Source organism: Roseobacter phycocola (assembly GCF_042055075.2).
Lineage (GTDB): Bacteria > Pseudomonadota > Alphaproteobacteria > Rhodobacterales > Rhodobacteraceae > Roseobacter.
Window position 1 is genome coordinate 2,502,970 of the sequence record NZ_CP194010.1, and the last position, 24,209, is coordinate 2,527,178.

General features: G+C 57.4%; 28 protein-coding genes, 1 tRNA gene and 1 pseudogene. 21 read left to right on the forward strand and 9 right to left on the reverse strand.

The window, feature by feature from the left end:
- Positions 1-49: 49 nt before the first annotated feature.
- Positions 50-604: a hypothetical protein gene (locus tag AB4K19_RS12195; RefSeq protein WP_375228630.1), complete on the forward strand. Its 555-nt coding sequence runs from the start codon at positions 50-52 to the stop codon at positions 602-604.
- A gap of 57 nt (positions 605-661) precedes the next feature.
- Here AB4K19_RS12195 and AB4K19_RS12200 read toward each other — a convergent pair whose 3' ends face one another.
- Positions 662-1,222 (reverse strand): recombinase family protein, encoded by a 561-nt coding sequence (locus AB4K19_RS12200; protein WP_375228631.1) that lies wholly within the window; start codon positions 1,220-1,222, stop codon positions 662-664.
- A gap of 230 nt (positions 1,223-1,452) precedes the next feature.
- Here AB4K19_RS12200 and AB4K19_RS12205 point away from each other — a divergent pair, with 230 nt between their 5' ends.
- From AB4K19_RS12205 to AB4K19_RS12220, 4 genes are all read left to right on the forward strand, one after another.
- The gene (locus AB4K19_RS12205; RefSeq protein WP_436397737.1) at positions 1,453-1,749 is read left to right on the forward strand and encodes a hypothetical protein; all 297 of its coding nucleotides are present in this window, start codon (positions 1,453-1,455) and stop codon (positions 1,747-1,749) included.
- Entirely contained in the window at positions 1,749-2,492 is a 744-nt protein-coding gene (locus tag AB4K19_RS12210; RefSeq protein WP_375228633.1) for a hypothetical protein, read from the forward strand. Before AB4K19_RS12205 ends, AB4K19_RS12210 begins: the two co-directional genes overlap by 1 nt.
- An 85-nt stretch (positions 2,493-2,577) precedes the next feature.
- Entirely contained in the window at positions 2,578-3,702 is a 1,125-nt protein-coding gene (locus AB4K19_RS12215) for a hypothetical protein (RefSeq protein WP_375228634.1), read from the forward strand.
- An 88-nt stretch (positions 3,703-3,790) separates the two neighbouring features.
- Positions 3,791-4,309, forward strand: coding sequence for a hypothetical protein (locus tag AB4K19_RS12220; protein ID WP_436397739.1), 519 nt, complete (start codon positions 3,791-3,793; stop codon positions 4,307-4,309).
- A gap of 284 nt (positions 4,310-4,593) precedes the next feature.
- On the opposite strand, the gene AB4K19_RS12225 is transcribed toward AB4K19_RS12220, so the two are convergent.
- Positions 4,594-5,001, reverse strand: coding sequence for a hypothetical protein (locus AB4K19_RS12225; protein WP_375228636.1), 408 nt, complete (start codon positions 4,999-5,001; stop codon positions 4,594-4,596).
- Between the two features lie 47 nt (positions 5,002-5,048).
- Here AB4K19_RS12225 and AB4K19_RS12230 point away from each other — a divergent pair, with 47 nt between their 5' ends.
- Genes AB4K19_RS12230 through AB4K19_RS12240 form a run of 3 tightly spaced genes read left to right on the forward strand, consistent with a single transcriptional unit; the run spans position 5,049 to position 7,396 of the window.
- The gene (locus AB4K19_RS12230; protein WP_375228637.1) at positions 5,049-5,423 is read left to right on the forward strand and encodes a hypothetical protein; all 375 of its coding nucleotides are present in this window, start codon (positions 5,049-5,051) and stop codon (positions 5,421-5,423) included.
- On the forward strand, positions 5,420-5,707 hold the full coding sequence (locus AB4K19_RS12235) for a hypothetical protein (RefSeq protein ID WP_375228638.1): 288 nt from the start codon (positions 5,420-5,422) through the stop codon (positions 5,705-5,707). The genes AB4K19_RS12230 and AB4K19_RS12235 overlap by 4 nt, the downstream gene beginning before the upstream one ends.
- A gap of 3 nt (positions 5,708-5,710) precedes the next feature.
- Positions 5,711-7,396, forward strand: coding sequence for a type IV secretory system conjugative DNA transfer family protein (locus AB4K19_RS12240; RefSeq protein ID WP_375228639.1), 1,686 nt, complete (start codon positions 5,711-5,713; stop codon positions 7,394-7,396).
- On the opposite strand, the gene AB4K19_RS12245 is transcribed toward AB4K19_RS12240, so the two are convergent.
- Positions 7,336-7,617, reverse strand: a complete 282-nt coding sequence (locus AB4K19_RS12245) for a hypothetical protein (protein ID WP_436397741.1) — start codon at positions 7,615-7,617, stop codon at positions 7,336-7,338. The genes AB4K19_RS12240 and AB4K19_RS12245 overlap by 61 nt on opposite strands.
- Here AB4K19_RS12245 and AB4K19_RS12250 point away from each other — a divergent pair.
- The 4 genes and pseudogenes from AB4K19_RS12250 to AB4K19_RS12265 all read left to right on the forward strand — a co-directional run.
- Positions 7,616-8,128, forward strand: a complete 513-nt coding sequence (locus tag AB4K19_RS12250) for a hypothetical protein (protein ID WP_375228641.1) — start codon at positions 7,616-7,618, stop codon at positions 8,126-8,128. The two genes, AB4K19_RS12245 and AB4K19_RS12250, sit on opposite strands and share 2 nt — an antisense overlap.
- 144 nt (positions 8,129-8,272) lie before the next feature.
- Positions 8,273-8,623: a hypothetical protein gene (locus AB4K19_RS12255; RefSeq protein ID WP_375228642.1), complete on the forward strand. Its 351-nt coding sequence runs from the start codon at positions 8,273-8,275 to the stop codon at positions 8,621-8,623.
- A 75-nt stretch (positions 8,624-8,698) separates the two neighbouring features.
- Positions 8,699-8,995, forward strand: coding sequence for a hypothetical protein (locus AB4K19_RS12260; protein WP_436397744.1), 297 nt, complete (start codon positions 8,699-8,701; stop codon positions 8,993-8,995).
- Positions 8,995-9,966: pseudogene (locus AB4K19_RS12265) on the forward strand (recombinase family protein); the annotation flags it as partial. The gene AB4K19_RS12260 and the pseudogene AB4K19_RS12265, both read left to right, overlap by 1 nt.
- Before the next feature lie 548 nt (positions 9,967-10,514).
- On the opposite strand, the gene AB4K19_RS12270 reads toward AB4K19_RS12265, so the two are convergent.
- A tRNA-Leu gene (locus AB4K19_RS12270) sits at positions 10,515-10,600 on the reverse strand.
- Between the two features lie 116 nt (positions 10,601-10,716).
- Here AB4K19_RS12270 and lipB point away from each other — a divergent pair.
- The gene (gene lipB, locus AB4K19_RS12275; RefSeq protein ID WP_436397747.1) at positions 10,717-11,397 is read left to right on the forward strand and encodes a lipoyl(octanoyl) transferase LipB; all 681 of its coding nucleotides are present in this window, start codon (positions 10,717-10,719) and stop codon (positions 11,395-11,397) included.
- A gap of 2 nt (positions 11,398-11,399) precedes the next feature.
- On the opposite strand, the gene AB4K19_RS12280 is transcribed toward lipB, so the two are convergent.
- Both AB4K19_RS12280 and AB4K19_RS12285 read right to left on the reverse strand, forming a co-directional pair.
- Positions 11,400-11,822, reverse strand: a complete 423-nt coding sequence (locus AB4K19_RS12280; RefSeq protein WP_375228645.1) for a response regulator — start codon at positions 11,820-11,822, stop codon at positions 11,400-11,402.
- Between the two features lie 14 nt (positions 11,823-11,836).
- Positions 11,837-12,964, reverse strand: coding sequence for a sensor histidine kinase (locus AB4K19_RS12285; protein ID WP_375228646.1), 1,128 nt, complete (start codon positions 12,962-12,964; stop codon positions 11,837-11,839).
- 276 nt (positions 12,965-13,240) lie between these two features.
- On the opposite strand from AB4K19_RS12285, the gene ctaD reads away from it, so the two are divergent.
- From ctaD to AB4K19_RS12305, 4 genes are all read left to right on the forward strand, one after another.
- Complete coding sequence (gene ctaD / locus AB4K19_RS12290) at positions 13,241-14,911, forward strand: cytochrome c oxidase subunit I (RefSeq protein WP_375228647.1); 1,671 nt, start codon at positions 13,241-13,243, stop codon at positions 14,909-14,911.
- Between the two features lie 244 nt (positions 14,912-15,155).
- Positions 15,156-16,628: a hypothetical protein gene (locus AB4K19_RS12295; RefSeq protein ID WP_375228648.1), complete on the forward strand. Its 1,473-nt coding sequence runs from the start codon at positions 15,156-15,158 to the stop codon at positions 16,626-16,628.
- The gene (locus AB4K19_RS12300; RefSeq protein ID WP_375228649.1) at positions 16,628-17,194 is read left to right on the forward strand and encodes a hypothetical protein; all 567 of its coding nucleotides are present in this window, start codon (positions 16,628-16,630) and stop codon (positions 17,192-17,194) included. The genes AB4K19_RS12295 and AB4K19_RS12300 overlap by 1 nt, the downstream gene beginning before the upstream one ends.
- Before the next feature lie 92 nt (positions 17,195-17,286).
- Positions 17,287-17,769, forward strand: coding sequence for a DUF2244 domain-containing protein (locus AB4K19_RS12305; RefSeq protein WP_375228650.1), 483 nt, complete (start codon positions 17,287-17,289; stop codon positions 17,767-17,769).
- Here AB4K19_RS12305 and AB4K19_RS12310 read toward each other — a convergent pair.
- Both AB4K19_RS12310 and AB4K19_RS12315 read right to left on the reverse strand, forming a co-directional pair.
- On the reverse strand, positions 17,766-18,500 hold the full coding sequence (locus AB4K19_RS12310; RefSeq protein WP_375230886.1) for a phosphotransferase enzyme family protein: 735 nt from the start codon (positions 18,498-18,500) through the stop codon (positions 17,766-17,768). The genes AB4K19_RS12305 and AB4K19_RS12310 overlap by 4 nt on opposite strands.
- A complete protein-coding gene (locus AB4K19_RS12315; protein ID WP_375228651.1) occupies positions 18,497-18,955 on the reverse strand; it encodes a GatB/YqeY domain-containing protein in 459 nt (152 codons plus the stop codon). The genes AB4K19_RS12310 and AB4K19_RS12315 overlap by 4 nt, the downstream gene beginning before the upstream one ends.
- Positions 18,956-19,163: 208 nt before the next feature.
- On the opposite strand from AB4K19_RS12315, the gene carA reads away from it, so the two are divergent.
- Both carA and AB4K19_RS12325 read left to right on the forward strand, forming a co-directional pair.
- Positions 19,164-20,324 (forward strand): glutamine-hydrolyzing carbamoyl-phosphate synthase small subunit, encoded by a 1,161-nt coding sequence (gene carA / locus AB4K19_RS12320; protein ID WP_375228652.1) that lies wholly within the window; start codon positions 19,164-19,166, stop codon positions 20,322-20,324.
- Positions 20,325-20,415: 91 nt separating this feature from the next.
- A complete protein-coding gene (locus tag AB4K19_RS12325) occupies positions 20,416-22,479 on the forward strand; it encodes a glycosyltransferase family 2 protein (RefSeq protein ID WP_436397753.1) in 2,064 nt (687 codons plus the stop codon).
- Here the strand turns inward: AB4K19_RS12325 and AB4K19_RS12330 are convergent.
- The gene (locus tag AB4K19_RS12330) at positions 22,464-23,117 is read right to left on the reverse strand and encodes a GntR family transcriptional regulator (RefSeq protein WP_436397755.1); all 654 of its coding nucleotides are present in this window, start codon (positions 23,115-23,117) and stop codon (positions 22,464-22,466) included. The two genes, AB4K19_RS12325 and AB4K19_RS12330, sit on opposite strands and share 16 nt — an antisense overlap.
- Before the next feature lie 104 nt (positions 23,118-23,221).
- On the opposite strand from AB4K19_RS12330, the gene AB4K19_RS12335 reads away from it, so the two are divergent.
- Positions 23,222-23,866: a pyrimidine 5'-nucleotidase gene (locus AB4K19_RS12335; protein ID WP_375228653.1), complete on the forward strand. Its 645-nt coding sequence runs from the start codon at positions 23,222-23,224 to the stop codon at positions 23,864-23,866.
- Between the two features lie 83 nt (positions 23,867-23,949).
- Positions 23,950-24,198 (forward strand): hypothetical protein, encoded by a 249-nt coding sequence (locus tag AB4K19_RS12340; RefSeq protein WP_375228654.1) that lies wholly within the window; start codon positions 23,950-23,952, stop codon positions 24,196-24,198.
- The last annotated feature ends 11 nt before the right edge of the window (positions 24,199-24,209 follow it).

Here is a 24,209-nt window from a genome sequence, read left to right on the forward strand (position 1 = left end):
ATCGCCGCATTGCGTGCAATCGAAGAATTGCATCATGGAGGTGCTCCACATGTCCAAAGATAGACTTCCTTGCCCTTGTTGCGGCGAACCCGTCCTCTCACCTGAGCTCCAGAAACGAATCCTGAGCCTAACCCAAAACCTCTACGAGCTTCCAACCCATCTCACTTTTGCACCGCCCGAGACCGTCAACTCAAATGGGCCACCAGAGGTTTGGGCTGCCCCACACTCGGTGCTGATGGTGCGCGAATACATTCTCCAACTTGGCCTCGAATGTATTCGTCGCGATATCTCCCGACGACAGTTCCCTCATTATTGCGCGAACACCATCGTTGAGTTTCTCAACCGTGGCGGCCTTTACATGGCGTGTGACAACGAGGGCAGCTGGGTTCAACTCGAAATCCCGGAAGACGCTGTTGAAAGAGCATGTGGCTTTGAAATCGAGGAAAACTTTGGGGTTAAAGATCGCTTCTCTTGTGACAGCAGCTGGTTCTCTAACTTTTTGAAACGCTGTGCTGCATTTGATCCACCGAGGCCGCAAATGCGTTTGTATGATCGCTACCACTTCATGGATCTGGCGCTGCGCACGCCACGATTCTGGGAATGACCTTAGATCTATCTGTGCGCCCGTGGAAAGCGGGCGCACAGGATTTTTGGGGAGTGTTCACGGCAGAACGCCGTTGCGCTTCAAAGCCCTTCGAAGCGACCACGACGCAACCCCCAAGGCCTCGGCGGCATCTCTAACCTTCGCGCCGCCCTCGATCTGGCGGGCGGCAGTTTGAAGGTCATTGATACTCAGCTTTGGCGGTCTGCCGATACTTTTCCCACGAGCCTTGGCGGCTGCCATGCCTTCTTTTGTACGCTGTGAGATCAACCGCCTTTCGAACTCCGCGCAAGCACTCATTATCACATAGACGAGACGCCCAGCAGGCGTGTTGCTGTCCAATTGCAAATTGACAATGCGCAGGCCAACCCCGCGTTTCTGCAGCTTGTCTGCCGTTTCAATCGCATCCAATGTAGAGCGAAAGGCACGGTCCAGATCGAGGACGCAAAGCGTATCCTTCGGGTTCAAGGATTGTACAATCATGTCAAAGACGGGCCGCTTCATCGTTGCAGCTGAGGCGTACTCAATATGCAATTCATCACACATGTCTCGGAGCCCATCGACTTGCCGGTCGATGCTTTGATCCTGGGTACTGACGCGCAGGTAGCCAATGGTCTTCATGGTTGAGCCTTTCAGCGAGACACACAACCGCATGTCGGCGCCACGTTAGGGACCCCTTTCGTGTCCCTGCCCGACTCCGGTTTCTTGGCTGCCCTATGCAGCAATTTCTCCAGGTTTTCAGGCTATAACTTCATATTACCTTAATTCGAGGCGCGTTACAAATTTTACAACAAAAACCGTGCCTTATGTTGCATGGTCGAATTGCGAAAACTATCGGAGTTACTGGCTTCTTGGTGCTGGCGTTCGGTCCAGCGCCTTCGGAGGCAGAACCGCTGAATGCGGGTTTCGTCGCACTCGACATGGATCCAGGTGACCGGTTCAGCTTTGTCTCCGGCATCGTGCAGGGACTGGCCTTTGTCCAACAACGTGCAGATCAGGGCAGCTCAGATGGGACAACCTGCATCTACAGCTGGTTTTACGAAGAAGACGGTACGATGGATACCATCATGGCAGCTTTTGCGAAATTCGAGGACCGTGATCCAGCCGCGGTGCTGAGCGCACTTATTCAACGCAGGTGTGGGGTATAATGGCAGATTTTGAAACAGCACTGGAACTGGTCCGTGAGGCGAAAACTTCCAAAGACAAGGCGGCACTTGATGAGGGGTTCCGCCAACAAGGAGAACGGATCGACAAACGGAAAGAACAGGTCGCAGCAGATCAGGCAAAACCATCAGACGTGATCCTGGCGGCCCTGGTTCTGGACAACCCACAATATGCGGCACGCCTGAGGCGGTTGAATAACCGACTTGAGACTCACCAAAGCGCGGTAATCGAAGCTTTGCTGGATAACCAGGAACGGCTGGATGAAGCAAACCTCCGGCTTCAGCTGCTGCTGGACACAGCATTCGTTCTGCCGGATGGCCGCAGGGTCTTTAAATCAGAAGATGGCATCACGGTCATCGACGAACATGGCGCGCAGGTCGGGGCCGATGAGCTTGATCCTGATATGATTGATGATCGCTACCCGACAGCTGAAGCGTGGCTTGCAGCAAAGGAACATCACCAGAAAATCTCAGAAGAACGGCAAGATCTGCTGGAATACCAAAGCAAGTTGGATCAAGCGCAGATTCTGATCGATCAAGGCGGTTTGAGCGCGGATGACTTTGATGATCTTGAGTCTTTGATGAATGAAGATGTACCGCAAGCGGTCAAACAGCGGTTACCCAGCCCGGATCCCGCCCGCGCGGACACGCAAAACCTTGATAGTGGGTTTGGAAATAGCATGGACTTAAACGGCCTCGATCTTTCCCTGCCCTCTAAGGGTCGCTGAGCAGAATCCAAACCCGCCCGGAACCCGCCCGCCTTCTCCTTTCATGCGTCGCACTTTGAAGCATCGCTTCAAAGGAGACTTCATCATGGAAAGAGATGTAAACAATACTCTGGAAACAGACCGTAAGTATGCACGGCTTTATCCGTTCCTGCAGCTTATCGTGGCGGCGGTCATTCTGCTCCTCAGCCTTATCTCGGGCGGAATGACGTTTGAGGGCGCCTATCTGCTTAACCTGCGCGTGGGCGGTCAGAGCTTTGCCACCGTCGCGACAGCTGGCCTGCTGGCAATTGGTATCACCGCGGGTATCGTGACGGCCTGGTGGGTAATGATGTCCATTTTACCAATGCTGCGCGGCGTTGCAAAAATCGTAGCCGGGCTTGTCCTGATCATTGCACTGCAATTCTGGATGCTCTCGGTTTCCACCACAAACAATGCCATCGCCCTCGGCGCGGCGGACGCTCTGATCACCCACATGGAGACCACTAGTGCGGCCTATGAGGCCGCAATCTCGGCGACTCTTGAGCGTGGGTTGGCCATCAAACCTTACATCGGATTGCTTCAGGGCGAAGCAGAAAGCCGTTGTGAACAAGCCAAAGGCGAACGCGAGCGTGGTACAGTCACAGGATCAAAAGGACCCGGCGCGGTCACCGGAATTCTCGAACTGCTCTGCACACAGTCTACCGCGACGGTACGGGCCATGCGACAGGCCGTCGAAGCCACTGAGATGCGTGCGGATGAGATCACCCGGCTTCTCTCAAAGTTGGACATGGTCATCTGGGATCACAATAAAACAGTGTTTAAACGCGAAGCAGCTTTTCTGTCCTATGTGGGTGATGCGAAGGCCTGGCTGCGCCTTGCCTCTGCGGATGACCTCACCCAGACACTGAACACGGCGCATGGTGTTATGGCCGCCGCAGTTACACCGCCGAGCGTGAGTTCGGGGGCTTTTGGTGCAACCCAACAGAAACTGATTACCGGCTTGAAACGCTCCGTGGAAGAAACAGGTGAGGTTTACAAGGCGATCGCGGCGACCATTGCTGCAAAGCCGGTGCCTGTACTGCCAGAGGCTGCGCGCATCTCGCTGATCAAAGCTGTTTGGAAGGCGCGTCTGGACCTATGGCCGCAATTGGCAGCGGCGGTGGGAATTGATTACTTCCAATTGTTTATGGTGCTTGCCTTCATGATCGGACGCCCGCAATCCGCCCGGTAGTCGCCCGGTGACAAACATCCAAACCATTACCCTAAAGCCAACGCCACCAGTGGCGTTGGCTTTTTTGCTTCCACAGGAGAACGATACGATGCTGACAAAGGTGATCGCCACAACCCTCACAGTGAGCGCCCTGAGCGCTACAACCGCGCTGGTGGCTTTGAGTGTTGCCAACCGGGCAATTGTCGAAGAAGTCCCCTTCGGAAAAGAAATCCGCTGCTTCTTCGGCTTGGGAGAAGACTGCATTCGGGAAAAACTGATTGCAGCCCGCGCAGAGCTTGATGCGCTGAACGAGGAATGGGAGCGCCGGCAAAAGAAACTCGGAGCGCTGCAAGATCCAGAAGCGGTGCGGGAGCATGAGCCCGCAGGCAATGGATGGTATGTCGTGGTCTCGAGCTTCTACGATATTCCCGTGCGCCGGATAGGTCATCAATTCTCAGTCTGTCATATGGCCAGAGATATGGGAGGGCCGGATGATGATCTCTTAATTGCGGAGATGGAAAGCGGACCCGCGGAACTGACGGCGCCAGACCTGAAACGACTGGATCAACTCAACCTGACCTTCAGCGCAGTCGAAGCTGCCGCCAAGGCGTGCCCCTGGCCCAGCTAAGCCAGTCCTTTTTGCTACATCAAAGACACCCGGCATTGCCCGGGTGTTTTTTAATGGCGGTCCAGCGTAATCCGCCCGGAACCCGCCCACCCGCCTTCCCAGCCCCCGCTATAGCGGGGGTGTGAGGTCATTCCTCCAATAAAACTCAAACAGAAAGGATGATTGAAATGTCATTTGATACATCAGGGCTGTCTTTGAGCGGAGGCGTTTTGCTTGCCGCTGCGGTTGTTGCGGGGACGAGCCTTGTGCTGGGTCAAGAGATGGCCAGCCGTGAAATCGATCTGTCAGGTTGGGAGGCCCGCTGCGCAAAAGATATCGTTGCGAATGCCCGTGCCGATATTGCCGCCCGACAAAAGCCACGCGCAGTCATCCCGGTTCGGCGCTGCAGCACGGAGGTTGGCAAGCTGTCGTTCCTGCCCCGCGAGATCGCGGCCCTCGGACAAGCGGTTTGCAACGACCTGAACGATCCGGATCTCAGTGCGGAAGCGCGCAGGCTGGAACACGAAGCCCGCGAGCGCATCGATGCTGTCAACGCGCAGCGGATCCAGCGCATTCAGGCCAAGGCAGGATCGCAGTGCGGCTGCGCCAAGACCATGCACCTGCAGGACAGTATGATCCAGAATGCCGTCCGCGCCGCGACAGTGCGCTTTGTGAGTTTGCCCAAGGTCGCCAACCGGGATCAGGAGCTCCAAAACACACTCCGCAGCCCCGTTTGCGCTGCTTTGTCGGAGGACACACAATGATCTTTGGTGCATGGAACTTGACAGATACGGCATTCACCACCCCGCGTGTGAGCTACCGGCTTGATCTGATCAGCGCGGTCTCGGTCGAACGGCCATTGTTGCCACTGGGCGTCTTTGGCCTGATCGGCGGCTGCGCGTTCGCCTGGCGCTTTCATGATCTGCTCTATCCACAGGAGCTCCTTGCCTTGGCAGTGGGCATTCCGGTGCTCGCCATACTCGGTGTCTCGCTCGGGCACATGAAGCTTTTGAGCCGTGATCTTCGCGGCACGCCGCAGATGGGGGCCATATGGGGCACGGCGCGACATCTTAACCAGCTGCGCAGGGAGATCATGACTGCGCGCGACGCCGTCATGACAGCGGTGCCGTCATGAGCGGCGGGGGTTTTGCCGGCGTTGTCACGCTACTGGGCACAGGGGTAGCTGCACTCGCCACCTTTGTTGCCTTCCCTTTTGCCTATGAGCACAGTTGGTCTTGGCTCTCTCGGCACGTCCTCTCAGGCTACAGCCCCGACATGCAGGAGTTTGCCCCGTGGCTCTGGAGTGTCATCCTGATCGTCCTCCTCTTTGCCCTGACCCGGGCGCTGTTTTTCCTGATGCTCTCGCTTGGCGGTATCATCGCCATCATCAAGCTGTTCTTTGGCAATTGGCGGGATTGATCCATGAAATCTGACCCGCAGCGGGAAAACGGTCTCTTTGGTTCGGCCCGTTTCTCATATGAGGCCGAGCTGGAGGCCGACGGATGGTTTGAGTTCAGCGATGATGCCATCTATTGTGGCAAAGCGTTCGGTCGCAGGCTCTGGTACAAAGGTCCTGGCGGGGTTGTCATCGTTGCTGGTGCACGCTCTGGAAAGCTGGCAGGCCTGCTCGGCTACAATATCTGTCAGAGGATATTGAGCGCGGAGACCATCGTCGCCGTCGACATAAAATGTGAACTGGCTGCCATCAGCCAGGATCAAACCCCCGACGACAAATACTGCATCTACTGGAACCCGCAGGCGCGCTTCGGCCTTCCGCAGCACCGCATCAACCCGGTGGGCAATTTGCGCTGGTCGAGCCCATCACTCGTCTCCGATCTTAAACAGTATCTCGCTGGCATGCTGCCCGAAAGTGGCGCAGGCAATGCTAAGTATTTTGAGATGACTGCCCGCCGTCTCGGCGAGGGCCTAGCGCTGAGCCTTATCGAAGCCATCGGCGTATTGACCCTGCCGGATCTCTACTTTTGCATTCTCGCTCTGCAGGCTGGCGGCAAACCATGGGCCCCCTACGGCGCCGAGATGACTTCGTCGAGCTTTGCTGAAGTCCGCACGCTGGCGGCAGAAATCGAAGCGGCGCAGACCGATACAAGCGGCGGCTGGAGAGGCGTGCTAGGTGAACTGGCTGCGGCCTTCAGTTGCCTCTCGGACAGGCAATTGCTCCGGAGTGTCTCGGCGCCGTTTGATTTTCGACTGGAAGACATGAGCGCCAGTGAGCGCAAACATCAGCTCTTTCTGATGTGCCAGGAAGACATGGTGGATCTATGGGCGCCAGTGATGAAAAGCTTCCTGACCACCATGCGTACGCTCAAGGCCAAGGCGCCGGACGCCCCGCGTCAAACGTGGATTATTGATGAAGCCGCTAGGTTCAAAAATTATCCGGAAATCGCCGATTTGTTCACTATTGGCGCTGGCATCGGGGTCCGTCCTATCGCGGTCTTTCAGGACGTGAGTCAAATGAATGATCTGGCCAAAAACGCACAACGCAAGATCCTTTCCTCCGCACAAGTCCAACTTTACTTCGGCATTCGCGACCTGGAGAGCGCGGAGCATGTCTCCAAGCTGCTGGGCGAGGCCACCTTTGAGCACAATGATCCTCAGGATCAGGGACGCGCCCTGGTTGATCTGGTGCGCCTTATTGGGTCCTTCCTCGGCGGGCGCAGTCTCAACAGCCTGTTCCTCGAGCTTCAGCAAAAGCGTCGCGAGACGGCCTTTGTTACGCTGAACAAGCGGATGCTTTGGACCACGGATGAAGTGCTCCGCATGCCCGCAAAATCCATGTTCATGCTCACCGATGGACAGCATCCCACCTGGGGCGCACTTCCCTTCTACTTCCATGAGATATGGATGGATGGGCGCTATCTGCCAAACCCGTACCACCCACCCATGGACAAAGTGCAGGTTATGACCAGGCGCGGCCGGAGATACCGCCCGGTTGTCGCCCGTAAAGTGCCCGCCGCCTTCGCCGACTTCCCGCAATATACCAGCGGCACAGGTCTTTTTGTGGAAAAAGGGGTTACCAAATGGTCTGGTTACTTGTGGCGGATCTTTCCTTGCATCAGCGCATCGATATCCAGATCCGGAAAGCGCTGATGAAAATCAGCGCGCAGTTCTTCTCCTTCATTCTGCATCAGAAGGCTGTGCTTGTAGAGCACGTCCGGGCCGCCCTTGATGGCAGCTTCAGTACTCAGCATACGCAGTATGTAGGCCACCGTCGCGTGATCAAGGCCCGCAAGCAGAGCCTGATCCGCACGGGCACTCACGTGGTGCAAAAATTCATCCTGAAATTGTTTTAAGTCTGGGGGTTCAGTCATGGCGTCATTCTCCGATGAAATTGATGATAAAAAACAATCATCTATCGTATCAGATCACGATCAATCGACGCAAATTCCAGAGCTTGAAAAGCTGCGCTACCGCATCGCGGGCATCAAAGACGAGGCGGAGCGCGCCGTTTGTGAGGCGCGTCTTGCCAATCTCGACGAGCATGCAGATCTCGCCGATCGTGCCTATAAGATCGCCGAAGCGCGATACGTCGACAAACACGTCGAACCTTTCCCGGAGCTAAAGCCCGAACTGCCGCCAGACAGCCGGTCTTACGCGCAACGGGTTGAGGCTGCCCAGAAAGAGTTTGCCCAGTCTGATCGAGGGCTGGAGCTGCAGGACATGCGCGAGGAGCGTGCGGAAAAGCTTTTGGAAAACCTCAGGTGTTTTGTGGACACCTACGCCCCTGAGAAATCGGCTCGGGATGCTTCCCAGCAGGGTCCGGATATCGAGAAGGCCTCTGAGCGTCTGACACAAACGTTCGACACGATAACGCGGCACTGAGAATTCGCGTAACTCATTATGAAAAAACAATATTCCTTGAGATTTTATTCCTATTTGTGATATGTTCACTAATTGTTCTTTTGCGCGTGTGGGGTCGTGCGAAAGAACATCCCTAACCAACCCCATGAAGAAAGGAGATCCACCATGGATCAACAAACTGACCAAAGGCAGCCACTGACCACCCTACGCGATGGGCGCTTGAAAGCTGTAGTTTGGGAAAACTCCAATGAAAAGGGAGATATCTACCACTCCGTCTCTCTGGCTAAAACCTATGAAGACCGCGACGGACGTCTGCAAGACGGCCATTCTTTCGGCGGCGGAGAGTTGTTGCGCGTGGCCAAGCTGGCGGACAAATCCCACGATGTCATCGTCGAGCGCCGTCGGGAACTGTCGCTGGATCGCGACCAGAACAAGGCGCCGTCCAGGGAGGAGCGGCAAGGCCGGTTTCAAAACAACCGTTCCAACCAGCGTTCTGACCCAGGCCTGGAGCGCTGAGCTGTGAGCCCTGCAGAACGGGCGGTCTTGCAGAAAGACCGCCCTTTTTTTCTCTTGTAGTGAAAGGATCGCGATATGCCCGAAAAGGATCATGACATTTTGCCGAGCGCGCAGGACCCAGACAGTCTTGTCGCAACCTATGGCGGTTTGCTTTCTGCGGATGAAACCGGCCTGCACACCGGGCTGATTATGCAAGCGCTCTGGCTGGCTATGGCGGAGTTTGTGGACTTAGGTCTCAACATAGCGCCTGGGGAAAAATTCCACAAAAACAGCGACGTCGGCATGGATAATGTGGTAAACTATATCTGCCGCGAAGAGACAGCGCCTGAAACAGTGGCTCCCCCCAAACATCCGAACCGAAAGGAGCCATAATGTATGCAAATGCAAGACAACAAGCCGTCATTTATTGTCGCGTAAGCTCGCGAACACAGGAGCTTGAAGGCCACGGCCTGCAGAGCCAACAATCCCGCTGCGAAAAATACGCAGAAGCAAAAGGCTATGCCGTCGCAGCTGTATTTCCAGACACCTTCACCGGGGGCGGCGATTTTATGAAGCGGCCCGGCATGGTCGCCCTTTTGTCCTTCTTAGATGCGCAGCCTGATGAAAACTTCATCGTCATCTTTGATGATCTCAAGCGCTATGCTCGGGACACCGAATTCCATCTTCGGCTGCGCCGTGAGATGGAGGTGCGTGGCGCCCGGCGCGAATGCTTGAACTTTAAGTTTGAAGATTCGCCCGAAGGTGAGTTCGTTGAAACTATCATGGCAGCGCAAGGCCAACTTGAACGAAAGCAAAACGGGCGGCAGGTCGCGCAGAAAATGCGGGCCCGCATGGAGAACGGCTACTGGATCCACAATCCCCCTGTTGGCTACCGCTACGAGATCATAAAGGGCCACGGTAAACTGCTGGCGCCAAATCCGCCATTTGACAGGATTATCCGCGAAGCCTTCGAGGGCTATGCCAACGGTCGTTTCCAGACGCAAGCCGAGGTCAAAGTCTTTCTGGAGAGCTTCCCGGACTTCCCACATCTCAAACAGGGGGTCTTGCGACAGCAGCGGGTCACCGACATCCTTACTCATCCGATCTATACCGGGCACATCTGTTCGGAACACTACGGCATCAGCTGGCTCAAAGCGCCGCATGAACCGCTCATCTCATTGGACGTCTTTGACAAGGTGCAGGAACGGCGTGCTGGTACCGCCAAAGCACCCAAACGCGCCAACATCGGCAATGATTTCGCCTTGCGCGGGGTTGTGGCCTGTGGCGGCTGTGGCGTGCCCTTGCGCTCGTCTTTCTCAAAGGGGCGGTCAAAATACTACGCTTACTATTTGTGCCAGACACCAAAGTGCGACCACTACGGGAAATCCATTCCGCGCGACCAGATCGAAGGTGAGGTTGGCGCATTGATCAAAGAACTCCAGCCAACAAATGGTCTTTTTGCTGTTGCCCGCGCGATGTTCCGCGATTTATGGGACGCACGCCTCGCGCAGTTCAAAGAACAGACGCAGGCCGCACAGGGGCAGCTGCGCGCCTTAATAAAACAAAAAGAGGGGCTGATGAGTCGCCTGGTTGAGGCCAAGGATCCCGCAGTCATTGAGGCTTACGAAGAAAAGCTGGGAGAAATCGCGCGCGATCAGGCGCGATTACGCGAAAACGTATCAAATAACGGCGTCCCTGCCGGTCGTTTCGATGAAAAACTAGAACCGGCGCTCACTTTCCTCGCAAACCCTTGGAAAATATGGCAAAATGGCAGCACCGCAATGCGTCGATTGGTGCTCAAACTGGTCTTCGCAGACCGTATAATTTACCACCGGAATGAAGGACCTAGAACCGCAGAAATTTCGTTACTTTTCAAAGCTTTAGGTGAGTGTTCTGGACAGGCTGTCCTTTGTGGTGCGGATGAGAAGACTCGAACTTCCACGGGTGTTACCCCACAGCGACCTCAACGCTGCGCGTCTACCATTCCGCCACATCCGCACTGAATGGTGAGAGGTCTTTACAGCGGCACCGACACATTGTGAAGAGCCAAATTTTTGATTTCAGACCTTTCCGGTTGATTGCGCAGGGCAACACCGCGGGCTAAACGGATCAGGATGGTTGAATGGCAGATATCAGAAGGGCTCACCGGATACCGGGAAGCCGAGGCCTGGATGGAACAGCGGGCTTCGGACATTGCCGCCGGCCGGGCAAGTGAGTGTATCTGGCTCGTAGAACACCCGCCGCTTTACACGTCCGGCACCTCAGCGCGCGCAGCAGACCTGACTGATCCTGATCGTTTTCCGGTTTATGACACCCGGCGCGGCGGACAATACACCTATCACGGTCCCGGTCAGCGCGTTGTGTATACGCTGCTGGACGTCGATCAACGTGGCCGTGATGTGCGTCGGTTTGTGCAGGATCTTGAGCAATGGGTAATCCTTACGCTGCAGACCTTCAATGTCGCCGGGCATATCCGGGATGGACGGGTCGGCGTCTGGGTTGAAAGACCGGAAAAACCAATAACCGCTTCCGGCCACGTTGCCGAAGACAAAATTGCTGCAATTGGCATACGGTTGCGCAAGTGGGTCAGTTTTCACGGTCTGTCGATCAATGTGGACCCCGATCTGTCCCATTTCAGCGGGATCGTGCCCTGCGGGATCAGTGAACACGGAGTGACCAGCCTGGTTGATCTGGGGCTGCCAGTCACGATGGACGATCTGGACGTCGCTCTGCGCACAACATTCAGCGAAGTATTTCAAGATCAGTCGTCTGACGGTCTCGCGCCTGCCACGTGAACTCAGCCAGCGCGGCCAGCCTGGCATTCTGACACCAGAACCCTCAGTTCGTCCTGCTGAAGTGGTTTCGGGACAAAACGGTGCACGTTGGGATCGGCCTCGGCGCGCGCCATGTCACGCTGCAACTCAGACGTGGACAGCATGACGATCATGTGGCGGTTACGCTGCGTGGCGGGCAGTTTGCCGTAGGCGTCGAGGAACTCGAAACCATTCATACGGGGCATGTTAATGTCCAGAAAAATCAGATCCGGCGCATCTGTTTCATGGCGGTCAACGCGCTGCAGGTGCTCAAGCGCGGCCGCGCCGTCGGTTTCGACTTCGACGTGCTCAGCGACGCTTGCCTTGCTGATAAGCCTTTCATGCAGCAGGTTTGTGACGCGGTCATCATCTACCAGAAGTATTTTTTTCAGTTTCTTTTCTGTCACTTCGCAAAACCTGGTCAATGGGGGAAAACGAGCGAGAAAACGGAGCCTCCGGATGCATCCGGGGACAGCTCAATTGATCCGCCGATACGCTCCATAAGACGCCTTGCAACATAGAGGGACACGCCATCGCCAGGCGGCTCAGCATGCGCCCTCTGAAACAGGCTGAAAACCTTATCCCGGTCCCGCTCCGGATCGAGGCCTCCCGCATTGTCCGCAATCTCCAGCCGGGTGGTGCCTTCATGCTTCCGCGATCTGATCGTAATTTCCGGCGACTGCCCTTCCGGGCAGTAGATCAGCGCGTTGTGGACCAGATCCCGCACTATTTCAGGCAGCGCACCCGGTACAAATGAGACCTCCGACGCCCTGAGGTCAGTAACGACCCGCGCACCAAGGCGATCAATGTCGCCCTTCAGTTCTTCCAGCGCAGAGGCGCATGCCTCGCCAATATTCACAGGTTCGGTGAGGGGGAACTGTCCGGTACTCGCTTCTGATACGCGCACCAGCGTGTTGAGCTTGCTGTTCGCCTGCTGACAGACTTCCATCATCAGCTCGAGCGTTTCGGAGTAGGCAGGCGGCAGGTCATCACTGCGCTGTGCGATACTCTGGAGCAGAGAAGCCATGTTTGTGACCGGCCCCTTCAGATCGTGCGTTGCCACATATGTCAGCTGCTCAAGTTCACGATTGATCTTTCGCAGTCTTTCTGCAGCTTTTTTCTGTGCCGTGATGTCCATGGCAATGCCGATATGACGCAGCAAAGACCCATCCACATCGCGGTCGAACGGTGTATCAATGCTGCGGAGCCAAACTGTATCGCCAGTTTTGCTCCGCGCTCTGTATTCAATAAGGTGCTGCACGCCATCCGCACTGCGGGAAAGCGTTTCCAAATGATTTCCGATCCTTTGCAGCTCTTCCGGATGCATGATTGTCGTCATCAGAGCATCACCCATGTCGATGGCTTCCTCCTGGCTGTAGCCAAGAAGTTCGGCGATTGACCGGTTTGAGTATTCATTGCTCATCGACTGATGGTTGAAGATATAGATGATACCCGGCACCAGCGTGGCCATCCGGCGCAGAAAGTCCGGACTTTCTGCGTTGACCGGGGCGATGCGGCCTGTCGTATCAGAGACTGAAGCGATGGGCATATACGCGACTTTCCTGTGCTCCTGCTGCGCGCAAAAACTGGCTGCTTCCGGATCATGACGCCGGAGTGTTAACACACTGTGAACGCGCACTGCCGCAGATAAAGATTTGCGCGGATATCCACCTGGCCGGAAGCCGCTCCCGCACGGGCAGATAAATTTCCTGGCTGCGTCAATACGATCATTGCTCCTGTCGCCAACTCCCTCTAGAAACGACGGGAATCTGCGCACAGCCCGGGAACCGCTGTGGCGCCAAACTTACTGTCAGGAGGCAAGAGCATGGCAGACGCAGCCATCCACGGCCATGATCACCATGACGAGCGCGGTTTTTTCACGCGCTGGTTCATGTCCACCAACCACAAAGACATCGGTATTCTTTATCTGATCGTCTCCGCGCTCGCCGGTTTCATATCGGTTGCGTTCACCGTCTACATGCGCCTCGAGCTTATGGAGCCGGGTGTTCAGTACATGTGTATGGAAGGCGCCCGCCTGATGGCGAGCGATGCTGCCTGTACACCAAACGGGCACCTCTGGAACGTGCTGATCACGGGCCACGGCATCCTGATGATGTTCTTTGTTGTTATTCCCGCGCTCTTCGGCGGATTTGGCAACTATTTCATGCCTCTGCAGATTGGTGCGCCGGATATGGCGTTCCCGCGGATGAACAACCTTTCCTTCTGGCTCTACGTCGCGGGTACTTCGCTGGCGGTCTGCTCGGTCCTCGCACCGGGTGGCAACGATCAGGCAGGTTCGGGCGTTGGATGGGTTCTCTACCCGCCGCTGTCGACCAATGAGGGCGGCTTCTCGATGGACCTAGCGATCTTCGCGGTGCACGTCTCCGGCGCGTCCTCCATCCTGGGCGCCATCAACATGATCACCACCTTCCTGAACATGCGCGCCCCGGGCATGACGCTCTTTAAAGTTCCGCTGTTCTCATGGTCGATCTTTGTCACATCGTGGCTGATCCTTCTGTCCCTGCCGGTTCTGGCGGGTGCAATTACCATGTTGCTTATGGACCGCAACTTCGGGTTCACTTTCTTTGATCCCGCAGGCGGTGGTGACCCGGTCCTGTACCAGCACATTCTGTGGTTCTTCGGACACCCGGAAGTGTACATCGTTATCCTGCCGGGCTTTGGCATCATCAGCCACGTGATCGCAACGTTCTCGCGCAAACCGGTCTTTGGCTACCTGCCGATGGTCTGGGCGCTGATCGCCATTGGCGCACTCGGCTTCGTTGTATGGGCGCACCACATGTACACTGTCGGCATGAGCCTCAATCAACAGGCTTACTTCATGCTGGCCACTATGGTCATCGCGGTGCCGACAGGCGTCAAGATCTTCAGCTGGATCGCCACCATGTGGGGCGGATCGGTTGAGTTCAAAACACCAATGCTCTGGGCTTTCGGCTTCCTGTTCCTGTTTACCGTCGGAGGGGTCACAGGCATCGTACTCAGCCAGGCAGCCGTCGACCGCTATTACCACGACACCTACTACGTGGTGGCGCACTTCCACTATGTGATGAGCCTGGGTGCGGTCTTCGCCATCTTTGCGGGGATCTACTTCTACTTCCCCAAGATGACCGGCAGAATGTACCCTGAGTGGGCCGGCAAGCTGCACTTCTGGGCGTTCTTCATCGGTGCGAACCTGACGTTCTTCCCGCAGCACTTCCTGGGCCGCCAGGGGATGCCCCGCCGCTACATCGACTATCCTGAGGCCTTCGCCTACTGGAACTGGTGGTCGAGCCTTGGTGCGTTCCTCAGCTTCGCGTCCTTTGTCTTCTTCTTCGGCGTGATGTTCTACGCTGTGCGCAAGGGCAAGGAAGCCAAGGAGAACAATCCGTGGAACGAATATGCGGACACACTCGAATGGACCCTGCCCAGCCCACCGCCTGAGCACACCTTCGAAATCCTGCCCAAGCAGGAAGAATGGGACAACAAGCACGCGCACTGAAGCGAGTCGCCTGACGGATCAAAGGCCCCGGATTTCCGGGGCCTTTTTTTGTTGCCGTTTGATGCAATTACGTCAGAACAGACAGGGTTTTGTTTCCAGAACTCAAACAATCCGGCGCGTGCAGACAAATTGTGAATAAGCCCTTCAACCACAAGTATTTTCCGGGCTGCCGGGCGCTGTTTTCCTTGATCCGTCCCGGAGCTGGCGGTACGAATTTTACATAAATACGAGGGACTACGATTTCATGAAAAGACTTCCACTGCTTGTCTGCGCAACCGCGCTTTCGGCGACCACTGTTTCCGCCGAAACAATCCAGCTCCAGCTGACGTATGACAACCTGCTGTTCCGCTTCACACCGGACGACAACTTCGCCGATGACGATGTCTCGGGTTTTCTCTTTCCCGGCGATGGCGCCATCTACACCGATGACCTCTCGCCCGAAGATCGCGCAGCTCTCGATGCCGCGGTGAACAGCGAACTGCAGAGCATCTTTGAAAACGACGAACCCAACGGCGGCGCGACTTTTGAGTCTCAGGTCACCGGCGGTGACAACGTGTGGGCGCTGGATCAGCAATTTAATCCCTTCTCGGCGATCACTTTCACCGTGACCCTCGACACTGAGGCGTTTGACAAGAATGCAGTGCTGGGCACCGGGGACGGTGATGAGCCAACCGAAAATCAGCTGTTTTATACGTCCATTGACGCCGTTTTGCAGGACAGTGACGGCGGCGTCCTGGAAACGGTCAACGGCCTCTTTGACTACACGGTGATGGGATCAGGAGACGACATCAGCATCGGTGACAGTACAACAGGCGATATTGTTGCTTTCGGCAGCAATGAAGTCATCACTGAAGGCAATGAAGAAAGAAGCATCGGCTTCTTCTTTGCAAATCTAAACGCCGGCGAGGAAAACTGGTTTAGTAGTCTCGAAGACGACGAAAACGCGCTGTATGAAGCGCTTTTCAATGATGGTTTCACCCGGATTTTCGAACTCGAGGAGACGCTTGTCAGCGACCCGGACAGTGACGGCAACAGAACCCAGCTGGGGATATTCCAGATCCAGGGCACACTGGACGCGTCCAAAACTGTCCTGAGCTCCGAATCGGTGCCCACTGGCCTCGAAGATGCGCCGCTTCTTCCCGTGGAAACAGTCGTCGATGACGCAGGCACGCCCACTTACAACTTTGCAGTGACCATCCCAGAAAGCGATGATCCGCTCGAGCCGATCTGGATCGACCCGGATGTGGCCACAGGCTACGTCTACACAATCGAAGACAGTGACGGGAACCTGTTCGAAATTGCAGGCATCGAAGCGCCGGAGTTTGACGACGTTCCGAACCCGAACGACTACACCATCGTGTTTACCGCAGATGGCGAAGAATTCTCGGTAGACATCAACACAGGCGAGCGCCTCGTCTTTGCGGACCTGCTGGATACAGAGGGTCAACCGCTGGTTCAGGGGCCGGTGTTCAGTGTCGAGCTCCGTGGCATTGACCCCAATCTGTTGATTGATCCCACAGATCCGCTCGCATTCCTGACCGGCATTATCCCGGGCGCAGGGGTGTCCGGAAGTGTGTTTCTGACACAGACACCAACCGTCGAGTTTTTTGATCCGAATGCCGGACCGGGCATGTCTGCCGTTCCGCTGCCCCTTCCTGCACTGATGCTGCTGAGCGGTATTGCAGGCCTGGGCCTGATGCGGCGCAGACAAGCCTGATGCGGGCAATCCTCTCCAGCGCAGCGGTCGCCGCTGCGCTGGCTTTTCCGCTCGCTGCAGCTGACAGTGAAGGTCGCTTTGCAGCCGGCTATCCGGCGAGCCTCGCCTGCAACGCTGTGACAACAGCCGGGCCCGGCAGCGAAACACTCTTTGCGATCGCCGCGTTTTCCGAAGGCTGGTTCGCCGCACACGCAAAACTCACGCCCGGTGTGTTTGACCTGACGCCGTGGCAGTCCGTGGAATATGTCGTGGCGCAACTGAGGGCCTATTGCACGGCGCGGCCGGATGACAGGCTGATAGACGCGCTGGAACAGCTGACCGGATTTCTGCAGCCCGATGCCCTGCGCGAAGGGGCTGAACCCGTCGCAGTTTCAAACGGGCAACAGGTCATTCTTGTCCATCCTGACGTGCTTGCCCGGATCCGCGAGCGCCTGGCGGACAAAGGTTTTTCAGACAACGTTACGGATGACCCGATTGCTGGTCTGAGAGCGTATCAGCGCAGCATCGGCGTTACCGAAAGTGGCCTGCCCGATCAGCCGACTTTGCAACGGTTGTTTGCACCATAGCTCCGGTTCACCGGGCCTGCGGGATGCTGCCGCATTGCCCTCCACGGTCCGCATGGCGATACTGCTCATACCAACAAGTGGACCCATTTCAGATGCCGTACCAGTGGACATCAGAACCCGGCGAAACGCCCCAGACGCTGCGGCTCTGGCCGCATAATTCCCTGCCCGCACGGGGAATGGCGGCATTCGTACTGTCGACGTTTACGCTGATCTGTATTCCGACACTTCCGCTGCTGGGATCACCCATCCTCTGGGGGCTGCTGCCGTTTCTTCTGGCTGCTGTCTGGGCGATTTACTTTGCGCTTCAGCGTAACCACCGGTCCCGGCAGATCACCGAAGTTCTGACACTGGGAGAAGAAGACGCGCAACTGGTGCGCACGGAACCCTCAGGGCAGGTACAGGAGTGGGACTGCAACCGATACTGGACGACGATTACCAAATACGAGAAAGACGGTCCTGTACCGCAGTACGTCACCCTCAAAGGCATGGGCCGCGAAGTGGAAATCGGCGCGTTTCTCAGCGAAGAGGAACGTGTGTCGCTGTATGATGAGCTGCGGAGGGCCTGGCTGCGCTAGCCACCATTGAGCAGGTCGTCCGCCAGCTGGCGTGCCCGTTCCGGTTCGGCATGCCAGCTGGCAAAAACTTCCCACGCCAGTGCGGCGCGTAACTGTTCCGGGTTCTTCCCGCCTGTTGGTGGCGTCACCTGAATGTCATCAAAAAACAGATAGTCACGGCGCGCCTCGTCCCAGTCGATAAGGACGGGCACACCGCCGTCTGACCAGATCAGGTTGCCTGCGTTGATATCCCCGTGCACCACACCAACCGGGTTACCTGACACGGCCTGCCATGACAGCAGACAGCGCTCAACCACGTCCGGCGGCATATCATCCGGAAAAACCGTACCCGGCGCGTTGCCGTGCACGATGTCCGCCGCGCCTGCGACCCCGGGTCTGCGTGGTACAGAGTCGCTCAGCCTGTGGAACTGGCGCACCCGATCCCGGACCGCAACCAGGTCACCGGCCTCAAAGCCTTTACCTTCCACCCAGGGCTCACAGGTCCAGCCGTGGCAGTTCAGCGCCCCGTCCCGGGCGGTCATATACCCCGGCACCAGCAAACCCGCACCGCGGGCGGCAGCGTGGAGAGCACCGAGCCATGCCAGAGACGCCTCACTGTGCTGTGTGGATTTGAGGGCAAACGATGTTCCATCCGCGGTGATCAGACGGAAAACCCGGTTCCGGTTGCCGCTTTCAACTTCAGAAATGCTGCCCGACAGCCCCCAGCGTGCCAGCGGCAGATCCGGGATCAGGACAGCCGCTCTTTGACCATCGGGCCGACCTTCCCGAAGTCCATCTGACCGGTGTAGCGGCCCTTCAGAACCCCCATCACCTTGCCCATGTCGCGGATACTCTCAGCACCGATTTCGGCAACTGCCGCATCCACAGCTGCTACGGATTCTTCTTCAGAGAGCTGTTTCGGCAGGAATTCTTCGATAACCGTCATTTCGCCGCGTTCGCGCTCCGCCAGATCAAGCCGTCCGCCCTCTTCATAGGCCCGCGCACTTTCCGTGCGCTGTTTGGCCATCTTTCCGAGGATCGCGAGCACGTCATCATTGCCCACGCCTTCGTCATTGCCTTCCGCCCGGGCAGCAATGTCTTTGTCCTTGATCGCGGCGTTGATCAGCCGCAGCGTGGACAGGCGTTCGGCCGCCTTATCTTTCATCGCCTGCTTGAGCGCGGCGGAAATCCTGGTGCGCAGGTCCATTGATCTGTCCTTCTGGTGAGGCCACTTGACGTGGCTGTGCTCCAGCGCCGAACCATATCTAAAGGCACCCGCCGCTGCAACCACCCCTCCTCCGAACGCCGCGACGTCAGATAGCGGGTAAAGCGCCTGCAATCGCCCTTGACCGTATCGTGCACCGGGACTAGTTTCCGCCAGATTTTGCCCCAGCCTTTTGCCGAAAGGACCGCCCATGACCGCCGCTGCGCCCGACCGCCCCACCGCATGTCTGGCTCTTGCCGACGGGACATTGTTCTATGGTCACGGGTTCGGGGCCACCGGCCAGACCGTGGCCGAGCTCTGCTTCAACACGGCAATGACCGGGTATCAGGAAATCATGACAGACCCGTCGTATGCCGGACAGATCGTGACCTTCACGTTTCCCCATATCGGGAACGTCGGGGTGAACCCGGAGGACGACGAAACAGGTGATCCTGTGGCCGCCGGTATGATCGTCAAATGGATGCCAACAGATCCTTCGAACTGGCGCTCCGTTCAGCACCTGGACAAATGGCTGGCCGCGCGCGGGCGTATCGCACTGGGCGGTGTCGATACCCGCAGGCTGACCCGCGCGATCCGGCAATCCGGTGCGCCGCATGTTGCGCTGGCGCACGACCCGGAAGGAAATTTTGATGTCGAGGCCCTGGTCGCTGCAGCCCGCGGCTTCTCAGGTCTGGAAGGTCTTGATCTCGCCAAAGAAGTGACCTGTGCGCAGTCTTACCGCTGGAACGAAATGCGGTGGGCATGGCCGGACGGATACAGCCCTCAGGAAAACCCGGTACACAAGGTGGTTGCGCTGGATTATGGCGCAAAACGCAACATCCTGCGCTGCCTTGCGAGCGCTGGTTGTGATGTGACCGTTCTGCCTGCGACATCGGGTTTCGAGGAGGTTATGGCACATGAGCCGGACGGTGTTTTTCTGTCGAATGGTCCGGGCGATCCGGCCGCCACGGGGAACTACGCCGTCCCCATGATCCGGCAGGTGCTGGACGAAACCGATCTTCCTGTTTTTGGTATCTGCCTCGGCCACCAGATGCTGGCGCTGGCGCTTGGCGCACAGACCATCAAAATGAACCACGGCCATCATGGTGCCAACCACCCGGTGAAGGATCATGACACCGGCAAGGTCGAAATTACTTCGATGAACCATGGCTTTGCTGTTGATGCTCAGACACTGCCGAATGGTGTTGTCGAAACGCACACATCACTCTTTGACGGGTCAAACTGTGGCATCCGTGTTGACGGCAGACCCGTCTGGTCCGTCCAGCACCACCCCGAAGCCAGCCCTGGTCCTCAGGACAGTTACTATCTCTTTGAGCGCTTTGCGCGTGCTATGGCAGAACGGGCGGCCTGAGCGCTCCCGCATGGGTTGAAAGATGTCGTTTTAACAGATCCTTAACCATGATCTGAAAGTTTCGGCCGGTATTCCTGAACCGGGCTGACCGATGAACGACTTTGACCTGCGACTGGCAAAGCCAAAGCGCACCCATCCCGGCGTGCCCCGTGCGCCTGTCGGGTCGGTCCTGCTGGACCAGGGTGCCATCGGGCAGGATGACCTCAGACATGCGCTGGCACTTCAGCAGCGCATCGACGCGCCCCTTGGGGATATCCTTGTAGCCGAAGGCCTGGTCAGCAGGCAGGAGGTTCTGTCCGCACTGGCCTTTCAGGCAGGAACAGAAGAAGCCGATCCCAGCCGTAACCTGCCTGCGCCTAATCTCGCACGGCATCTGCCCGCTTCACTCTGCCTGCGCTATGGGGTTGTGCCATGGCGCGAGAGCCCTTCCGGCGTGCAGGTCGCGACAAGCAGTCCTGATGCCTTTTCGCAGCTTCAGCAAGCCCTCGGGCCGCGCGGGAAAAATCTCTTTCCTGTCATTCTGGAAGAGGCTGAAGTCCAGTCCCGCATCAGCCATCTCTACGGCCCGGAACTTGCCGCAGAAGCCGCCCAGCGCGTGCCGGCCCGGGAAAGCTGCCGGGGGTGGGAAGCGTCAGGAAAAGCACGTTCGCGGTGGTGCTCAGCAGCTCTTGTGCTGACAGCAGCTCTCGCGATAACCGCGCCTGCATTGCTCGTCACAGCACTTACCCTCTTCGCCACAGCCACACTCCTCATGACAACCGTCCTGAAACTCGTGGCCCTTGCAGCGCATCTGACGCCTGCGGCACTTCCGAAGAAGATCGCAGGCCTGGGCTCCTCACGTCTGTTGCAGCTGGTGAAACCCCCGCCAGCACCGGCAAAACCCAAAGACGAACTGGTCATGCTGGGCGGTTTGCGGGCTGATGCGGCACTGCGCATTACCGGGGCAACACAGACCATCGGTGCGCGCGGTCTGGCCACGATCAATGCCGGAGAGACCCGGTTTCGGATGCCCCGCGTGTCCGTCCTTGTGCCGCTGCTGCGGGAACGTGAAATTGCCGGCCAGCTGATCCAGCGCCTGTCCGGACTGACGTATCCAAAATCACTGCTCGAAATCGTGCTGGTGCTGGAGGCCGGTGATACGCTGACGCGCGAAACCATTGCGAAAACGGAACTCCCGGAGTGGATGCGGGTCATCGAAGTGCCCGAAGCAGGCACGCTGACAACCAAACCGAGGGCGCTCAATTACGCGCTGGATTTCTGTCGCGGGTCGATCATTGGTGTCTGGGATGCTGAAGACTGGCCTGAGGCGGATCAGATCGAAAAAGTGGTGACGCATTTCCGGAATGCGCCCCCCAACACCGCCTGCGTGCAGGGCGTTCTTGACTACTACAACGCGCGCTCAAACTGGCTGACCCGCTGTTTCTGCATCGAATATGCCACCTGGTGGCGCGTATTCCTGCCCGGTATCGCGCGCATGGGCCTCGTCGTACCGCTGGGCGGTACCACCCTCTTCTTCCGGCGGCGCGCGCTTGAGGATCTGGGTGGCTGGGACGCCCATAACGTCACGGAAGACGCCGATCTCGGCCTGCGTCTGGCGCGTCACGGCTACGTCACCGAACTGTTGCCCACGGTCACGCATGAAGAGGCGACAAGCCGCGCTTGGCCATGGGTGCGCCAGCGGTCCCGCTGGCTCAAGGGGTTTCTGATCACATACTGCGTCCACATGCGAAACCCGGGCCAGCTATGGCGGGACCTCGGCACGGCAAGGTTCCTTGGTGTGCAGACCCTCTTTTTTGCAACCGTTGCACAGTTCGCCCTGGCCCCTATGCTATGGTCCTTCTGGCTTGTGCTCGCCAGTCTCGGCCATCCGATCTCTGAAACGCTCGGCACCGGTGCTGTCACCGGTATGATCGTGCTGTTTATTCTGTCTGCTGTGCTGACACTCGGTGCAGGCCTGATTGCGACGGCTGATAAGCCGAGGCAGCACCTGATGCCCTTCGTGCCAACCATGGGCCTATATTTCACCCTCGGCACACTGGCGGCCTATAAAGCGCTGTGGGAACTGGTGCGGGCGCCTTTTTACTGGGACAAAACCCAGCATGGGGTCAGCCGGCCGGTCAACATCCCTGAAAGAATTCGTCAGGATTCGTCCTGACGCTGGGTTGCGTCCTGCTTGAGACGGGTCATGAAGGCCACGGAAATGTGCTCGCGCAAGGCTTCATCCGCCCCGTCCGCATCACGCTCCTCTATGGCACGGACAATTCTGTCATGCTCCGCCTGCGCAATCTCCCCACGGCCCTGAGCCGCCAGAGATGTCGTCGCCATAAGCGCCATGGTGCGGTGCACAAGGTCCAGCTGCTGTACTAGGTAGCGGTTGTGGGACGCCAGATGGATCTGTTTGTGGAAGCGCCGGTTGGCCCGCGAGAGGGCTGCGGGATTGTCCGTCAGCGCGTTGTCCTCCTCGACCATATCGCGCAGAATGCGCACCTCTTCGCTGGTAGCGTGCTGCGCTGCCAGCCGTGCGGCAAGCCCTTCCAGTTCACGGCGTACTACATAGAGCTCAGCCATCTGGTTATGGTCCAGAGAAGCGACAATGAGGCTCCGGCCATCCCGCGCCAGCAGTGACTGGGTCTCCAGACGTTGCAGCGCTTCGCGGATCGGCGTGCGGGACACACCAAAACGCTCGGCAAGCTCGCTTTCCACAAGCCTGTCACCCGGGCGGTAAACACCAAGGTCGATGGCCTCCAGTATCATGGAATAGGCATCCGTCTGGGAGGGTTTCTGCAATGCCATAAGTGCCTCTTTCCAAAGTGGTTTACCCACCTTAACGATCTGAATGCCGGACAGGCAAGCCTGTCTGCTCTTGCACAATGTGCTGATGGATGTATCTCAGAGCCATGCCAAAGAAAGCTTTTTCTCACGTTCAGACTTGGGTGTTCGATCTGGATCACACCCTGTATCCGCCGTCTGCGCGGCTTTTCGACCTCATTGAGGTCCGGATGACGCGCTGGGTGATGGAGACCCTGTCGGTTGACCGTGCCGAGGCCGACAGGCTGCGCAAACTCTATTGGGCAACCCACGGGACGACACTGGCCGGTCTGATGCGCGAACACGATGTCGATCCGGAGCCATACCTGGAGGATGTTCACGACATCCCCATGGACAGCCTGCAACCTGACCCTGAACTTGCTCATCTGATCCGCAATCTTCCCGGCCGCCGAATTGTTTACACAAACGGCTGCGCACCCTATGCGCAACGGGTGCTGGAGGCCCGCGGCCTTGGCGGTATTTTTGATGCCGTGTACGGCGTCGAACATGCGGATTATCTGCCAAAACCAGAAGTACAGGCATTCGAAAAGGTTTTCGCGCAGGACGGTCTGGCACCAGAAAATGCAGCGATGTTTGAGGATGATTCACGTAATCTTAAGGCCCCTCATGCGATGGGCATGCGCACGGTGCATGTGGCAGCAGAACGCGCGCCAGGGCCACATATCCAGTTCCACACGGATGATCTGAACAGATTCCTTAACGCCCTTAACTGACGGACGGATGCGACAATCGGGCACCTGTTTTTGTGCCCGCTGCACCCCATCTGAAATGGATATTCAACTGGAGTGCTTACGACATGGCTCTTGCCACACATCTGCCTGCCCTGCCGCTCTGGCAACGCCTTCTTTTCGCGATCCCCGTTATTGGCTGGATTGCGCGCGACGTGACATTCGGGGACCAGAATAACGTCTGGTTCGCCCTGATCTTTTTCTTCAGCAGCTGGATGTCATCTGCCCTGATCTTTGGTTTGCCCGGGCTGTATCTGCCTGCCCTCGCACTGGTGCCCGTCATCTTTGTCCTATTGCTGATGATCACCTGGGGATGACACGTCTGGTC

Bases quoted from the DNA above. Each gene is read 5' to 3' on its own strand.
- AB4K19_RS12230 (WP_375228637.1), top strand. From the start codon at position 5,049: ATGATCTTTGGTGCATGGAACTTGACAGATACGGCATTCACCACCCCG.
- AB4K19_RS12305 (WP_375228650.1), top strand. From the start codon at position 17,287: ATGCCGTACCAGTGGACATCAGAACCCGGCGAAACGCCCCAGACGCTG.
- carA (WP_375228652.1), top strand. From the start codon at position 19,164: ATGACCGCCGCTGCGCCCGACCGCCCCACCGCATGTCTGGCTCTTGCC.
- AB4K19_RS12195 (WP_375228630.1), top strand. From the start codon at position 50: ATGTCCAAAGATAGACTTCCTTGCCCTTGTTGCGGCGAACCCGTCCTC.
- AB4K19_RS12200 (WP_375228631.1), bottom strand. From the start codon at position 1,222: ATGAAGACCATTGGCTACCTGCGCGTCAGTACCCAGGATCAAAGCATC.
- AB4K19_RS12325 (WP_436397753.1), top strand. From the start codon at position 20,416: ATGAACGACTTTGACCTGCGACTGGCAAAGCCAAAGCGCACCCATCCC.
- AB4K19_RS12315 (WP_375228651.1), bottom strand. From the start codon at position 18,955: ATGGACCTGCGCACCAGGATTTCCGCCGCGCTCAAGCAGGCGATGAAA.
- AB4K19_RS12245 (WP_436397741.1), bottom strand. From the start codon at position 7,617: ATGACTGAACCCCCAGACTTAAAACAATTTCAGGATGAATTTTTGCAC.
- AB4K19_RS12300 (WP_375228649.1), top strand. From the start codon at position 16,628: ATGCGGGCAATCCTCTCCAGCGCAGCGGTCGCCGCTGCGCTGGCTTTT.
- AB4K19_RS12240 (WP_375228639.1), top strand. From the start codon at position 5,711: ATGAAATCTGACCCGCAGCGGGAAAACGGTCTCTTTGGTTCGGCCCGT.
- AB4K19_RS12285 (WP_375228646.1), bottom strand. From the start codon at position 12,964: ATGCCCATCGCTTCAGTCTCTGATACGACAGGCCGCATCGCCCCGGTC.
- AB4K19_RS12260 (WP_436397744.1), top strand. From the start codon at position 8,699: ATGCCCGAAAAGGATCATGACATTTTGCCGAGCGCGCAGGACCCAGAC.
- ctaD (WP_375228647.1), top strand. From the start codon at position 13,241: ATGGCAGACGCAGCCATCCACGGCCATGATCACCATGACGAGCGCGGT.
- lipB (WP_436397747.1), top strand. From the start codon at position 10,717: ATGGTTGAATGGCAGATATCAGAAGGGCTCACCGGATACCGGGAAGCC.
- AB4K19_RS12255 (WP_375228642.1), top strand. From the start codon at position 8,273: ATGGATCAACAAACTGACCAAAGGCAGCCACTGACCACCCTACGCGAT.
- AB4K19_RS12235 (WP_375228638.1), top strand. From the start codon at position 5,420: ATGAGCGGCGGGGGTTTTGCCGGCGTTGTCACGCTACTGGGCACAGGG.
- AB4K19_RS12250 (WP_375228641.1), top strand. From the start codon at position 7,616: ATGGCGTCATTCTCCGATGAAATTGATGATAAAAAACAATCATCTATC.
- AB4K19_RS12220 (WP_436397739.1), top strand. From the start codon at position 3,791: ATGCTGACAAAGGTGATCGCCACAACCCTCACAGTGAGCGCCCTGAGC.
- AB4K19_RS12330 (WP_436397755.1), bottom strand. From the start codon at position 23,117: ATGGCATTGCAGAAACCCTCCCAGACGGATGCCTATTCCATGATACTG.
- AB4K19_RS12340 (WP_375228654.1), top strand. From the start codon at position 23,950: ATGGCTCTTGCCACACATCTGCCTGCCCTGCCGCTCTGGCAACGCCTT.
- AB4K19_RS12335 (WP_375228653.1), top strand. From the start codon at position 23,222: ATGCCAAAGAAAGCTTTTTCTCACGTTCAGACTTGGGTGTTCGATCTG.
- AB4K19_RS12295 (WP_375228648.1), top strand. From the start codon at position 15,156: ATGAAAAGACTTCCACTGCTTGTCTGCGCAACCGCGCTTTCGGCGACC.
- AB4K19_RS12210 (WP_375228633.1), top strand. From the start codon at position 1,749: ATGGCAGATTTTGAAACAGCACTGGAACTGGTCCGTGAGGCGAAAACT.
- AB4K19_RS12215 (WP_375228634.1), top strand. From the start codon at position 2,578: ATGGAAAGAGATGTAAACAATACTCTGGAAACAGACCGTAAGTATGCA.